This is a genomic window from Autumnicola lenta (assembly GCF_031846515.1).
GTDB classification, from domain to species: domain Bacteria; phylum Bacteroidota; class Bacteroidia; order Flavobacteriales; family Flavobacteriaceae; genus Autumnicola; species Autumnicola lenta.
The window spans coordinates 34,387-47,701 of sequence record NZ_JAVRHO010000010.1; the positions used below are offsets into that span (position 1 = coordinate 34,387).

At 39.2% G+C, this 13,315-nt stretch carries 11 protein-coding genes; 4 read left to right on the top strand and 7 right to left on the bottom strand.

Annotation, left to right across the window (positions count from 1 at the left end; all coding sequences use genetic code 11):
* Positions 1-180 precede the first annotated feature (180 nt).
* Positions 181-1,200, top strand: coding sequence for a helix-turn-helix domain-containing protein (locus tag RM545_RS08490; protein WP_311494893.1), 1,020 nt, complete (start codon positions 181-183; stop codon positions 1,198-1,200).
* Between the two features lie 167 nt (positions 1,201-1,367).
* Here the strand turns inward: RM545_RS08490 and groL are convergent, their stop codons facing one another.
* The 7 genes from groL to miaB form a co-directional block, all read right to left on the bottom strand.
* Entirely contained in the window at positions 1,368-3,005 is a 1,638-nt protein-coding gene (gene groL / locus RM545_RS08495) for a chaperonin GroEL (protein WP_311494894.1), read from the bottom strand.
* A gap of 76 nt (positions 3,006-3,081) precedes the next feature.
* Positions 3,082-3,357, bottom strand: coding sequence for a co-chaperone GroES (locus RM545_RS08500; RefSeq protein ID WP_311494895.1), 276 nt, complete (start codon positions 3,355-3,357; stop codon positions 3,082-3,084).
* A gap of 152 nt (positions 3,358-3,509) precedes the next feature.
* Complete coding sequence (gene secG, locus RM545_RS08505; protein ID WP_311494896.1) at positions 3,510-3,836, bottom strand: preprotein translocase subunit SecG; 327 nt, start codon at positions 3,834-3,836, stop codon at positions 3,510-3,512.
* A gap of 2 nt (positions 3,837-3,838) precedes the next feature.
* On the bottom strand, positions 3,839-4,744 hold the full coding sequence (locus tag RM545_RS08510) for a DUF8458 domain-containing protein (protein ID WP_311494897.1): 906 nt from the start codon (positions 4,742-4,744) through the stop codon (positions 3,839-3,841).
* Positions 4,744-5,247, bottom strand: a complete 504-nt coding sequence (locus RM545_RS08515) for an LptE family protein (RefSeq protein WP_311494898.1) — start codon at positions 5,245-5,247, stop codon at positions 4,744-4,746. The genes RM545_RS08510 and RM545_RS08515 overlap by 1 nt, the downstream gene beginning before the upstream one ends.
* A gap of 56 nt (positions 5,248-5,303) precedes the next feature.
* A complete protein-coding gene (locus RM545_RS08520) occupies positions 5,304-6,569 on the bottom strand; it encodes a sigma-54 interaction domain-containing protein (protein ID WP_311494899.1) in 1,266 nt (421 codons plus the stop codon).
* 61 nt (positions 6,570-6,630) lie between these two features.
* A complete protein-coding gene (gene miaB / locus RM545_RS08525) occupies positions 6,631-8,076 on the bottom strand; it encodes a tRNA (N6-isopentenyl adenosine(37)-C2)-methylthiotransferase MiaB (RefSeq protein WP_311494900.1) in 1,446 nt (481 codons plus the stop codon).
* A 136-nt stretch (positions 8,077-8,212) separates the two neighbouring features.
* On the opposite strand from miaB, the gene RM545_RS08530 reads away from it, so the two are divergent.
* From RM545_RS08530 to RM545_RS08540, 3 genes are all read left to right on the top strand, one after another.
* Positions 8,213-9,451: an LVIVD repeat-containing protein gene (locus RM545_RS08530; protein WP_311494901.1), complete on the top strand. Its 1,239-nt coding sequence runs from the start codon at positions 8,213-8,215 to the stop codon at positions 9,449-9,451.
* 152 nt (positions 9,452-9,603) lie between these two features.
* Positions 9,604-12,126, top strand: a complete 2,523-nt coding sequence (gene topA / locus RM545_RS08535) for a type I DNA topoisomerase (RefSeq protein ID WP_311494902.1) — start codon at positions 9,604-9,606, stop codon at positions 12,124-12,126.
* 3 nt (positions 12,127-12,129) lie between these two features.
* Entirely contained in the window at positions 12,130-13,290 is a 1,161-nt protein-coding gene (locus RM545_RS08540) for a formimidoylglutamase (RefSeq protein WP_311494903.1), read from the top strand.
* The last annotated feature ends 25 nt before the right edge of the window (positions 13,291-13,315 follow it).

Below are 13,315 nucleotides of genomic sequence, written 5' to 3' on the forward strand. Positions count from 1 at the left end.
CGGGAATAACGTTTTTCCCATTACTATTATTCTAATAGCCATAAAATGTGCAGAGTACTCTTTGAAATGAGGGCAAATATTAATTTTACGTTACGGAAAGAAATGCTCAGAGTAAATAGTATCAGATAAAAAACAGGAAGCTCCGTGGCTTATTAAAATGGCTTAAAGCCTTAATAAAGAATGAGAATAGACGTTAAAACCTTACCTGTACATGAAATAATTCAGGATATAGCAGAATCTATTAGTGCTTCTGTCAGGAACGGAAGTGGAGAAATCACACTCGAAATACCTAAAGAAATAGGAGAAGGGTTTATTAGAGGCTCCAGTTTTGATTCAGGAATTGGCTTTATTGCCTATAACTGTAAGTTCTATGAGGACGTTCAAATATGTTTTTCTTTAAACACCGTTCATCCTCTGAAGTTCATTTTTTGTTCAGAAGGGAGCGTAGGACATGCTTTTCAGGATTCTGCAAAGATTCATACCATAGAGACCTACCAAAATATAATTGTATCCAGCAGTGGCTACAACGGCCATGTGTTACATTTTAAAGCCAATCAGAGTACACACGTATCGAGTCTGGAAATTATAAGGTCTGTCTTTAGCCGAAGACCAAATCACGACTTTAAGGATCTTGACCCCACTCTAACCAGTCTTTTTAGAGATGAGGTGGCAGAGCAGCAATTTTTTTACCAGGGAAATTATAGTATAAAGGCAGCAGACCTTATGGATGAGGTCAACCAGAAAAATTTAACCGGATTTTTACGTTCTATTTTTCTTGAAGGAAAAGCGTATGAAATGTTGGTGATCCAGATTTCACAGTACCAGGACGATGAAGATGAAAACAGGCTGCCGCAAATTTTAAGAAAATCTGATATCGACAAAGTAGATTATGTGGCAAAGAGAATTCAGGGGGATCTTGGTAGCAATCTTACGGTGGAGTCGCTTGCCAAAGAGGCTGGAACCAATGTAAATAAGCTTCAGGAAGGTTTTAAGTATGTTTATGACCTTACTGTAAACAAATACATGCAGCACATAAAGCTGGAAGCAGCAAAGGAAATGCTTATAAATTCTGAAAAGAATATTTCTGAAATAGTTAGTGCGATTGGTCTGAATAACCGAAGTTATTTTTCCAAGATATTTAAAGAAAAATACGGAGTAAACCCAAAATATTTTCTAAAAACAAGAGGAAAGCAAGAGTAATAATTCCCCATTTTCCTAAAGTAGCTTAACCACTACTAGATACCGAAAATTGTCCTTTTTCGTAGTACATTTTTTTCAGAAGAAAATTTTTATCGGACTAATAGAAATTAAAAAACCCGCTTCAGTTAAAAGAAGCGGGTTTAAGTTTATTCGCTGTGACCGTGCCACTACATCATTCCTGGCATTCCGCCGCCCATTCCGCCTGGCATTCCACCGCCACCGTTATCTTCGGGGATGTCAACTAACGCGCATTCTGTAGTAAGGATCATTCCGGCAACAGAAGCAGCATTTTCAAGAGCTACTCTTGTTACTTTCTTAGGATCGATAATACCTGCTTTCATCATATCAACAAAAGTGTCGGTTTTTGCATCGTAACCAAAGTCCTTATCACCTTCAAGTACTTTGTTAATTACCACAGAACCTTCACCACCTGCATTCTCTACGATAGTACGAAGAGGAGCTTCGATAGCCTTAGCAATAATTTTAATTCCAGTAGCTTCATCAGCATTTTCAGAAGAAATATCTGAAAGTACTTTTATAGCACGTACAAGTGCAACACCACCACCGGCTACAATTCCTTCTTCCACAGCCGCGCGGGTTGCGTGAAGTGCATCGTCTACACGGTCTTTCTTCTCTTTCATTTCAACTTCTGAAGCTGCGCCAACGTAAAGTACAGCAACACCACCTGCTAATTTTGCAAGACGCTCCTGTAGTTTTTCCCTGTCGTAATCTGAAGTTGTAGATTCGATTTGAGCTTTAATCTGGTTAACACGATCTTCAATATCTTTCTGCTCCCCAGCGCCATTTACGATTGTGGTATTATCTTTATCAATAGCTACTTTCTCTGCAGTACCTAATTGATCGATAGTTGCATTTTCAAGAGTAAATCCTCTTTCTTCAGAAATTACAGTACCACCTGTGAGAAGAGCGATATCTTCCAACATAGCTTTTCTTCTATCTCCAAAACCTGGTGCCTTAACAGCAGCAATTTTTAAAGAACCTCTAAGTTTGTTTACAACCAAAGTAGCAAGTGCTTCTCCGTCTACATCTTCAGCAATAATTAAAAGAGGTTTTCCAGATTGTGCTACAGGTTCAAGAATTGGAAGAAGGTCCTTCATTGAAGAGATCTTTTTGTCGAACAATAGTATGTAAGGACTTTCAAGATCTGCAGTCATCTTTTCGCTATTGGTAACGAAATAAGGAGAAAGATAACCTCTGTCAAACTGCATACCTTCCACTACGTCGACGTAAGTCTCGGTACCTTTTGCTTCTTCTACAGTGATTACTCCTTCTTTTCCTACTTTTCCAAAAGCTTCAGCGATCAATTCACCAATAAGCTCATCGTTATTTGCAGAAATGGAAGCTACCTGCTTGATTTTTTCAGAAGAATCTCCAACCTCTTTAGTCTGGTTGGCAAGGTCTGCAGTTAAAGCAGTTACCGCTTTATCGATTCCTCGTTTAAGATCCATAGGGTTTGCACCCGCAGCAACGTTCTTCAAACCTTCTTTTACGATAGCCTGTGCAAGAACAGTAGCTGTAGTAGTACCGTCTCCGGCAAGATCATTGGTTTTAGAAGCAACTTCTTTTACCATCTGAGCTCCCATGTTCTCCAAAGGATCTTCCAGCTCGATTTCTTTTGCTACTGTAACTCCATCTTTGGTTACTGTTGGAGCACCAAAGGATTTACTGATAATTACATTACGTCCTTTAGGACCTAAAGTTACTTTTACTGCATTTGCAAGAGCATCCACACCGCGTTTAATTCCGTCACGTGCCTGAATGTCAAATTTTATATCTTTTGCCATTTTTTAAATTTTTTTATCCTGAAATTTTTCAGGGGTAATTGGTTAATCTTTAAGTTTTCTGAAAATTAAAAAGAGTTTATACTATTGCAAGTATATCGTCTTCTCTCATGATAAGGTAATCTGAACCTTCCAGCTTAAGTTCGGTACCGGCGTACTTGCCATAAAGAACCATATCCCCAACATTTACGGTCATCTCGTGGTCCTTTGTTCCTTTGCCTACGGCAACAACTTTACCTCTTTGTGGTTTTTCTTTAGCGGTTTCCGGAATGTAAATTCCTGAAGCAGTTTTAGTTTCTGCTGCTGCAGGCTCAATAAGAACTCTGTCTGAGAGCGGTTTAATGTTTAGTCCCATTTTTAATATTATTTAGGTTAATTAATTTTTTAACTCGACAGTGAATGTTTCGAAAATTGTGCCACTGCAAAATAACTGACAAATGGCAAAAAAAAATGCCAGCTTGTCATAAGCTGGCATTTATATACTCTGTAAAGTAAGGAAGTAGTATACTACTCTTCGTTTGTTGCTGGTTGCTGCACAGGTTGCGGTACATTCATTTCAACATCAGTATCACTTTCAAAAACTCCTGTAGAGCCTGGACCGTCATCCATAATTGTTACATTGGAAAGTAAAATAAGGACGAGTAGTAAAGTAGCAAGGGTCCATGTGCTTTTGTCTAAAAAGTCATTGGTTTTCTTTACGCCACCTACCTGTTGTCCGCCGCCTCCAAAAGAAGAAGAAAGTCCGCCTCCTTTAGGATTCTGTACCATAATTACTACAATTAGCAAAAATGCTACTATAACTATTAAGGCTAAAAAAATCGTGAATGTGCTCATTCTTAGTCAGTATTATTTTCTTGTAATTTCTCGATTGCCCGAATTTGGTCTGCAAAGAAACCACTTTTTTCGGGATTTTTCAAAATTAATATTTTATAAGCTTGTATCGCTTTTTTATAGTTTTTCTGCTCCAGGTATACCTTGGCTAAAGTCTCTGTCATCAAAGCTTCGGGGGTGACAGAGCTCCTTTCGGCAAGATTCGTTTTGCCAGTTGATTTTCCCGGTTTTATTTTGGGGCTTTTAGAAATAAACTCATCTATAAGATCAAACTTCTTCGATAGAGGCTTATCGCTCTCCTCCTGATCTTGATTTTCTATTTTTTCTTTGGAAGAAGAAGTTTCTCTTTCCACGGGTTTTGCAGAAGTTAATCGAAGCCATTCTGCAAAAGAATGTGATTCTGAAGCATTTAAGTCTAAAGGCTCTCCAATTTTTAGTTCTTCTTCTTCCGGAGAAGTATTGGTCGATATTTGCCTTTTTTCGGGTGTCTCTTCTTTTTCCGGTCTTTCAAAAAGAGCAGGATCCATGACTCTATCAGATTCAGATTGCTTCATTTTTATGGCATCATCTATAGCCATACTTCTTTTCCCATGAACTTCTTCAGCTTCAAAGACCGTAATTTCTTTCAGCCTTTTTTCCTGCTCTTTAATCTGCTCTGCAATCTGGTTTTGATTAAATTCAGGAGAGGTGATATAATCGAACAGCACACTTCTATCTGTAGTATAAGCTGCGGTTTTCTTTAATGCACTGTTATAGCTAAATGACCTGTTTTCTTTAAGACCTTTTAATCTAAGTGCCCGGGCAGCCTGAAAATAAGGATATTTAGTAAGGATTTCTTCCAGTTCGCCAGAGTGTTCTTTGGTTACATTCCCGGGATGCTGCAGTAAGTATGTAAATTCATTTATATCCATTACCAATCTGTTAAAGCAGCATTAAAAATATCCTGGGTTATACGTGTGTAGATTTCATCAAGGGCTGTTTCCAGGTCTCCGCCCACTAATTGCGTGGTAGCCGGATAATCGTAATAGAAGGAGAAAACACGCTCAAAGTCCTTTTCTGGCTCAAGTGTATTATAGAATCTCACATTTACCGCAATTGTAAGCCGGTTTTGAGCGGCAGTATTATTTGCTGTGGAAGTCATAGGCGCAACATAATAATCCACAATTTCGCCCTCAAAAATGAGATCCGCATTTTCATTGGCAAGGCTCAGGTTGGTCTGATTCTGAATTAGATCCTGGAGTGCCAGTGTGAAGAGTCTGTCAATTCCCGGCTCCACAAGATCTGCCTGGTTCTGGAAGAAATTTACCTGAAAAGATTCTGCATCTCCTGTGTTGGCACCGGTGAAAGAATATATTCCGCACGACTGAAGACTCAGTAATAAAATGGAACAGAATAGAATGGTGAATTTTTTCATAGATTTTTATCAGTGTTGTCGCCCAGTTTAAACTGGCAGCTTAATTTAATCTTTAATCAGAGATCGTATTGTTTTATTTTCCTGTAAAGTGTTCTTTCGCTAATCCCCAATTCTTCGGCTGCAGCCTTTCTCTTTCCCGCATGGCGTTCAAGGGATTTTTTAATGAGTTCCAGTTCTTTATCCTGTAAAGAAAGTGTTTCCTCTTCTTCAATCTCTTCTGCGAAATAATATTTATCCCGCGCATCCTGAAGTTCAGACTTGGGGCTATTTTGCGGAATCTGCAAAACTTCCAGTCTTTCGTTTTCCAATTCTTCTGTGTCTATATCTTCTTCATCTTCACCGTAGATTTTCTGAATAAGACTTTCATTTTCATCCTGAACTTTTTTGGAATCTCCATCTTCCATTAACTTCAGGGTAAGCTTTTTAAGATCATTTAGGTCATTTTTCATGTCAAAGAGAACTTTGTAAAGAATTTCCCTTTCGTTGCTAAAATCTCCTTCTTTCCTTTTTTCTGAAATGATTGCAGGCAAATTACTGCCAATATCAGGCAAATAATGTTTCAGGTCTTCAGCGTTTATGCTTCGCTGTTGCTCAAGCACAGAAATCTGCTCGGCTATGTTTCGAAGCTGCCGAATGTTTCCGCCCCAACGGTATTTTAGTAGCAACTCCACAGCATCGTCCTCCAGTCTAATTGTAGGCATCTTGTATTTGAGCGCAAAGTCTGCAGCGAACTTTCTGAAAAGCAAATGTATATCACTTTTTCGTTCTCTTAGCGGAGGCAGATTAATTTCTACCGTGCTTAGACGATAATATAAATCTTCCCGGAACTTCTCTTTCTTGATTGACTCAAACATGTTGATATTGGTCGCCGCGACTATCCTTACATCGGTTTTCTGAACCTTAGAAGATCCTACTTTTATAAATTCCCCGTTTTCAAGTACACGAAGAAGCCTTACCTGCGTAGGAAGTGGTAATTCTCCAACTTCATCGAGGAAAATCGTGCCTCCATCTGCAACTTCAAAATAGCCGTTACGTGTCTGGGTCGCTCCTGTAAAAGCACCTTTTTCGTGCCCAAAAAGCTCACTGTCTATAGTACCTTCCGGAATGGCGCCGCAGTTAACTGCGATGTATTTCCCATGTTTTCTATGGGACAGGGAGTGGATGATTTTTGGGATGCTTTCTTTTCCCACACCGCTCTCCCCGGTTACCAGCACAGAAATATCTGTTGGGGCAACCTGAATAGCTTTTTCTACGGAGCGATTCACCTTTGGGTCGTCTCCTATAATTCCAAACCTTTGCTTTATTGCTTGTACTGATTCCATTTAAAGTATGCAGTATTGAGTATTAAGTAATCAGTATCTAATCAACTGAAATATTTAACTGTTAATTATTGTTGCTTAAACCTATAGCTTCGCCAATTAATGTGGCGCTGGTACAGTCGTTAATTTTTACATTAACAAAATCTCCTATTTTGTAATCTCCTTTTGGAAAAACGGCTACTGTACTTTGCTGGGTTCTTCCGCTCCATTGAGCATCAGATTTTTTAGATTCTTTTTCTATTAAAACTTCTACAGTCTTGCCAATAAAAGTCTGTGTTCTGTATAAGCTGTGTTTACGCTGAAGGTTCACAATTTCTGTAAGTCTTCTTTTCTTTGTCTCTTCCGGGACATCATCTTCAAATTTGCGCTCGGCCATCGTTCCCGGTCTTTCAGAATAAGAAAACATGTATCCAAAGTGATACTTTACATACTCCATTAATTCCAGTGTATCCTGGTGATCTTCTTCAGTTTCTGTGGGGAATCCGGTAATAATATCATGTGAAATTCCGCAGTCGGGTATTAATTTTTTAATATTATCAATCATTTCAAAATACTCTTTCCGGGTATGCAGACGGTTCATTTTCTTTAAAATTCTATCGCTTCCACTTTGCACAGGGAGATGAATATAGTTGCAAATATTCCTGTAGTTAACCATAGTTTCGATCACATCCATAGTCATATCCTGAGGATTGGAGGTCGAAAACCGAATTCTCATCTTGGGTTGTGCTTCAGCGCATAATTTCAATAAAGCTGAGAAATTAACCGAAGTTGCTTTTTGCATTTCCGAGGCATTTTTGAAATCTTTTTTTAGTCCGCCACCATACCATAAATAACTATCGACGTTTTGCCCTAGTAAGGTGATTTCTTTATAGCCTTTTGCTGCCAAATGATTTACTTCCTCCACAATGCTTTGTGGATCCCGGCTTCGTTCCCTGCCCCGTGTAAATGGAACTACGCAAAATGTACACATATTATCACAGCCACGGGTAATAGAAACAAAAGCAGATACGCCGTTGCTCTGCAACCGTACAGGAGAAATATCTCCATAAGTTTCCTCTTTGGAAAGCAATACGTTTACAGCATCGCGCCCTTCTTCTACATCATTGATGAGATTTGGCAAATCCTTATATGCGTCTGGACCCACCACGAGATCAACAATTTTTTCTTCTTCTAAGAATTTACTTTTGAGGCGTTCTGCCATGCAGCCCAACACCCCCACTTTCATTTTCGGATTTATTTTTTTAACCGCATTGTACTTTTCAAGACGTTTCCTTACTGTCTGCTCTGCTTTTTCTCTAATAGAACAGGTATTTACCAGCACAAGGTCTGCTTCTTCCAGTTTCTGAGTGGTGTCAAAGCCCTCCTTAGAAAGTATCGATGCTACAATTTCGCTATCGCTAAAATTCATGGCGCAGCCGTAACTTTCGATAAAAAGTTTGCGGCTGTTGCCTTTTCTGGGCTCCATTACCAGGGTGTTTCCCTGTTGTTTCTCGTCTAATATCTTCTCCATAAAACAGCAATCACTTTGGGTGTTTTTGACGGGCAAAGATAGGGTGAAACAAATTTATGACAAAGTGACAGTGATTATTTTATAAATATCACGCAACCTTTTACCTTTTCGTGCATCTAAAAGAAAATCAACCATCATGAAAAAACGAACATTTATTCCTTTTCTAGCCCTGTTCCTTTTGTTTTTTACATCTTGTGAGAAACAGGAACAGGTAGGGGATTACTACGATGTAGCTGTGCCCATCACACAGTCTATTGCTGAATTTCGTGCTTCTGTAAAAATCCAGGAGCCGAGGGTAATTACCGAAGTTGGTAAAATTTACTCTTATAAAGATTATGTTTTTGTCAATGATAAATATCAGGGCGTTCACGTAATCGACAATCGTGACCCTTATGCGCCGAAAGAAATTTACTACATCAACATTCCGCGGAATTTAGATATTGCTGTGAAAAACGATATGCTGTATGCCGACAGCGGAATGGACCTGGTGGTTTTCGATATTTCCAATATTGAAAATATTAAACAGGTGGAAAGGGCAAAGGATGTCTTTTCTAATGCTAATTTTAATATTCCTGAAGAGGCTGCTTTTGTAGATACTGAAAATTTTGATCCTGAGCAGGAGGTTATCCTTGGATATTCTATGGAGAGAAGACGTATAGAAATGGTTGCACAGCCCGGTTGGGCAGTAGATAATGCTGCTTTTGAAAGTTCTGGGGGGAACAGTACTGGAACGGGAGGTTCTTTAGCCAGATTTAAAATTGTTGCAGATTACTTGTATGTGGTAGACCAGCAGAACATTTCGGTTTTTGATATAGCAGCACTTTCGCAACCTCAAAAAGTTTTTGAAGAATATGTGGGCTGGGATATCGAAACGATTTTTAATCAGGAGGACCATCTTTTTCTGGGTAGTACCACCGGGATGTATATATATAGTATAGAGAATCCTGAATCTCCTGCTTTCGTTTCCATGATAAGACACGTGTTGGGGTGTGATCCTGTGGTAGTAAAAGATGATATAGCCTATGTCACGGTGCGCGGCGGCAATTTTTGTGGACAGCAGGAGAGCGAACTGCTGGTAATAGATATTGCAGACAAATCCAATCCACAGACCTTAATGACTTATGAGATGGAAAATCCATATGGGCTTGGGGTAAGAGGTGATCAACTGTTTATTTGCGATGGTAATGCCGGATTGAAAATTTATGATACAACAAATACCCCCGATCTTACAATGACAGATCATTTTGAGGACGTTAACACCTATGACATTATTCCTCTGGATGAAGTGTTGTTAATGATTGGGGGCAATATTTTACATCAATACAATTACAAGAACAACCAAATTAACCTTATAAGTTCCTTTAGTCTGAATTAGTTCTTGTCTGTTTTTGGTTTTGTGGCCCGCATTTTTGCGGGCCTTTTTGTTGTACTATGTGAAGTGGGAAAATGTTTTAAGAGGGTTTATTGTGAAGATTTATCTGGTTAAAAAAAAATTGATATACTTTTGCACGAATAAATATTTGATTTATGACAAAGAATTTAGTGATTGTGGAGTCTCCTGCCAAAGCCAAAACCATTGAAAAATTTTTGGGTAAGGATTTTAAAGTAGCCTCAAGCTTTGGACATATTGCAGATTTACCCACAAAAGAACTTGGGGTAGACACAGAAGGGGATTTTACACCTAAATATATAGTTTCTAAGGACAAAAAAGATGTAGTCCGCAAGCTAAAAGGTTTGGCGAAGGATGCAGGTATGGTATGGCTGGCGAGTGATGAAGATCGTGAAGGAGAAGCGATTGCCTGGCACTTGGCAGAAGAACTGAAACTTGATAAAGCTAAAACGAAACGAATTGTTTTTCACGAAATTACTAAATCGGCTATTTTAAAAGCTATTGATAATCCGCGTGATATAGATTATAACCTTGTAAACGCGCAACAGGCAAGACGCGTGCTGGACAGGCTGGTGGGTTACGAGCTTTCTCCGGTTTTATGGAGGAAGGTAAAAGGCGGGCTATCGGCAGGTCGTGTTCAGAGCGTTGCGGTTAGATTAATTGTAGAGCGCGAACGTGAAATTACAGAATTTACCCCTGAAGCTTCTTATAGAATTGATGCCGAATTTTCTACGGAAGAGGGTAAAACATTTAAAGCTAAAATTCCGAAGAACTTTAATACAAAAGAGGAAGCGCGCAAATTTCTGGAGCAAAATTTAGAAGCAAAATTTAAAGTAGCAGATCTTACTACTAAGCCGGCAAAGAAATCTCCGGCACCACCATTTACCACGTCTACTCTGCAACAGGAGGCTTCCAGAAAACTTTATTTCTCTGTAAGTAAGACGATGACTATGGCGCAGCGCCTGTACGAAGCCGGTCATATCACTTATATGAGGACCGATAGCGTAAACCTTTCTGATGATGCAAGAAAAGGAGCTAAAAAGGAGATTTTAAAGGCTTATGGGGAAAAATATGCAAAGTCGCGACAGTTCAAAGGAAAATCGAAAGGAGCACAGGAAGCGCATGAGGCGATACGTCCCACAAGTTTTGAGAATCATTCTGTAAATGCAGATAGGGATCAGCAGCGGCTTTATGAACTTATCTGGAAAAGGGCGATTGCTTCACAGATGAGTGAAGCACAACTGGAACGTACCAATGTTAAGATTGAAGCAGATAAACATGATAAGCAGTTTACAGCAAATGGTGAGGTTCTTAAATTCGATGGATTTCTAAAGGTATATTTAGAAGGATCTGATGAAGAAGATGAGGAGCAAAGCGGAATGTTGCCTGCTCTTAAGCAAAACGAAAGTCTTGAGAACGAATATATTTCGGCCACCGAAAGATTTACCCGTCCACCATACAGGTATACGGAAGCTTCTTTGGTTAAAAAGCTTGAAGAATTAGGTATTGGCCGTCCGTCCACATACGCTCCTACTATTTCTACGATTCAGAATAGGAAATACATAGATAAAGGCTCTGTAGACGGAAATGAGCGTGATTATGCACAGCTGTTTCTGAAGCAGAATAAGATATCTGAAGAAAAATTAACCGAGACCGTTGGTAGTGACAAGGGCAAACTTGTACCTACTGCGACAGGGATGGTGGTCAATGATTTTCTTGTAAATCACTTTTCAAATATTCTCGATTATAATTTTACCGCGAAAGTGGAGCAGAATTTTGATGATATAGCTGAAGGGAACGAGGAATGGACGCATATGATGAAGGAATTCTACAAAGATTTCCATCCACATGTGCAGGATGTTGCAAAGAATGCCGATCGCGAAGTTGGAGAGCGCATCCTTGGTGAAGATCCTGAAACTGGCAAGCCGGTAAGTGTGAGATTGGGCAAATTTGGACCTATGGTACAAATTGGTTCTGTGGAAGATGATGAAAAACCAAAGTTTGCAAGTTTAGGTCCGGACCAGACATTAGATTCGGTTACCTATGAAGAGGCGATGGATCTTTTTCAACTTCCGAAGAAATTGGGGGAATATAAAGGAGAGAACGTAGAAGTGAACAATGGGCGATATGGTCCGTATGTAAGGTTCGGGAAAAAGTTCGTCTCACTGGAAAAAGGAGAAGATCCGCTAAATGTGGATTTTGACCGCGCGATGGAGCTTGTAAAGGAAAAAGAAAAGGCTGATGCCCCAATTTACACCTATGAAGATCTTCCGGTTCAAAAAGGAGTGGGACGTTTTGGTCCTTATTTAAAGTGGAATGGTATTTTCATTAACGTTAATAAAAAATACGATTTTGATAATCTTTCCGCAGAAGATATTGAAGCTCTTATTGAAGATAAAAAGAAGAAAGAGCGGGAAAAGGTGATCCATAACTGGGAAGACGAAGGGATTCGTGTGGAAAAAGCCAGATGGGGAAGATCTAATGTTATTAAAGGAAAAACAAAGATAGAGCTGCCAAAAACTGTTGATGCCGAAAAGCTTACGCTGGAAGAGGTGAAGGATATTCTGGATAAGAAATCCAAAAAGAAAAAACCTGCAAAGAAAAAGTCTGCGGCTAAAAAGAAAACGACGGCTAAGAAGAAAACTACGAAAAAGAAGTAGCGTATGGATCTTGATTTTCTGAAGCCGGTAAGTGAAGATTTGCTGGACGAAATCACAAGTTTAGATAAGCAGAGTGTAGGCAACAATATAAAAGTCCACTCTTCCAGGTCTGGCATTCCCGATCTTGAAGATGTGCAGATTGCTATAGTAGGTGTGAAGGAAAACAGGAGATCTGCCGGTGTGGATGAGTTTTTGCATTTTAATAACATCCGTTCTTCCTTTTACCGGTTGTTTCCCGGAAACTGGCACATAAAAATTGCCGACCTGGGAGATATTGAAAAAGGAGCAGAAGTTGAGGATACCTATTTTGCTTTGCAGACTATATTGGCCCAGTTGATCAAAAAAGGTATTATTCCGGTAATTTTGGGAGGAAGCCAGGATTTGATATATGCACAGTACCGGGCCTACGATAAACTCGACCAAATGGTGAATTTGGTCAATATTGACAGCAAATTTGATCTTGGTGATGCAGATCATCCGATTTCTAGCGAATCATATGTAGGAAAAATCGTCGTTAATAAACCTTATAATTTATTTAATTATTCCAGTGTCGGCTATCAGACATACTTTAATTCTCAGAATGAAATTGAGTTGATGGAGCGGCTGTTTTTTGATGCCTACAGGCTGGGTGAAGTCACTTCAAATATTTCAAATATTGAGCCTATAATGAGGGACGCAAACTTAGTTGGCATGGATTTGGGAGCAATAAATGCAACTGTGTTAGGCGGTGGGTATCATAACTCTCCAAACGGCTTTGATGGTAAGGAAATATGTGCATTGGCAAGATATGCGGGAATAAGTGATAAGGTTTCCTCTTTTGGTATCTATGAGTATTCTGCAGATTATAGATCTATTGGAAATATGCTGGTAGCGCAAATATTGTGGTACTTTATTGAAGGAGTGAATTACCGAACAAATGAGAATACTGTTTCAGCTAAAAACGAGTTTGTTAAATATCAGGTTCCTATAGACGATGAGGTGTTGGTCTTCTTTAAAAGCCCCTTAAGTGGGCGATGGTGGATAGAAATACCATTTCCTGTGAACGTAAATACTAAATTAAAAAGACATACGTTATTACCTTGCAGTGAAGGGGATTATCTCGAAGCCTGTAATCAGATTATTCCTGAAAGATGGTATAAAGCCAAGAGGAAAAATGAAATTTAGAAATACTTAAACCATTAATTAGTTT

Coding starts and splice junctions, on each gene's coding strand:
- secG (WP_311494896.1), bottom strand. CDS start 3,836: ATGAGCACATTCACGATTTTTTTAGCCTTAATAGTTATAGTAGCATTT.
- RM545_RS08530 (WP_311494901.1), top strand. CDS start 8,213: ATGAAAAAACGAACATTTATTCCTTTTCTAGCCCTGTTCCTTTTGTTT.
- topA (WP_311494902.1), top strand. CDS start 9,604: ATGACAAAGAATTTAGTGATTGTGGAGTCTCCTGCCAAAGCCAAAACC.
- RM545_RS08510 (WP_311494897.1), bottom strand. CDS start 4,744: ATGGATATAAATGAATTTACATACTTACTGCAGCATCCCGGGAATGTA.
- RM545_RS08540 (WP_311494903.1), top strand. CDS start 12,130: ATGGATCTTGATTTTCTGAAGCCGGTAAGTGAAGATTTGCTGGACGAA.
- RM545_RS08500 (WP_311494895.1), bottom strand. CDS start 3,357: ATGGGACTAAACATTAAACCGCTCTCAGACAGAGTTCTTATTGAGCCT.
- RM545_RS08515 (WP_311494898.1), bottom strand. CDS start 5,247: ATGAAAAAATTCACCATTCTATTCTGTTCCATTTTATTACTGAGTCTT.
- RM545_RS08490 (WP_311494893.1), top strand. CDS start 181: ATGAGAATAGACGTTAAAACCTTACCTGTACATGAAATAATTCAGGAT.
- miaB (WP_311494900.1), bottom strand. CDS start 8,076: ATGGAGAAGATATTAGACGAGAAACAACAGGGAAACACCCTGGTAATG.
- groL (WP_311494894.1), bottom strand. CDS start 3,005: ATGGCAAAAGATATAAAATTTGACATTCAGGCACGTGACGGAATTAAA.
- RM545_RS08520 (WP_311494899.1), bottom strand. CDS start 6,569: ATGGAATCAGTACAAGCAATAAAGCAAAGGTTTGGAATTATAGGAGAC.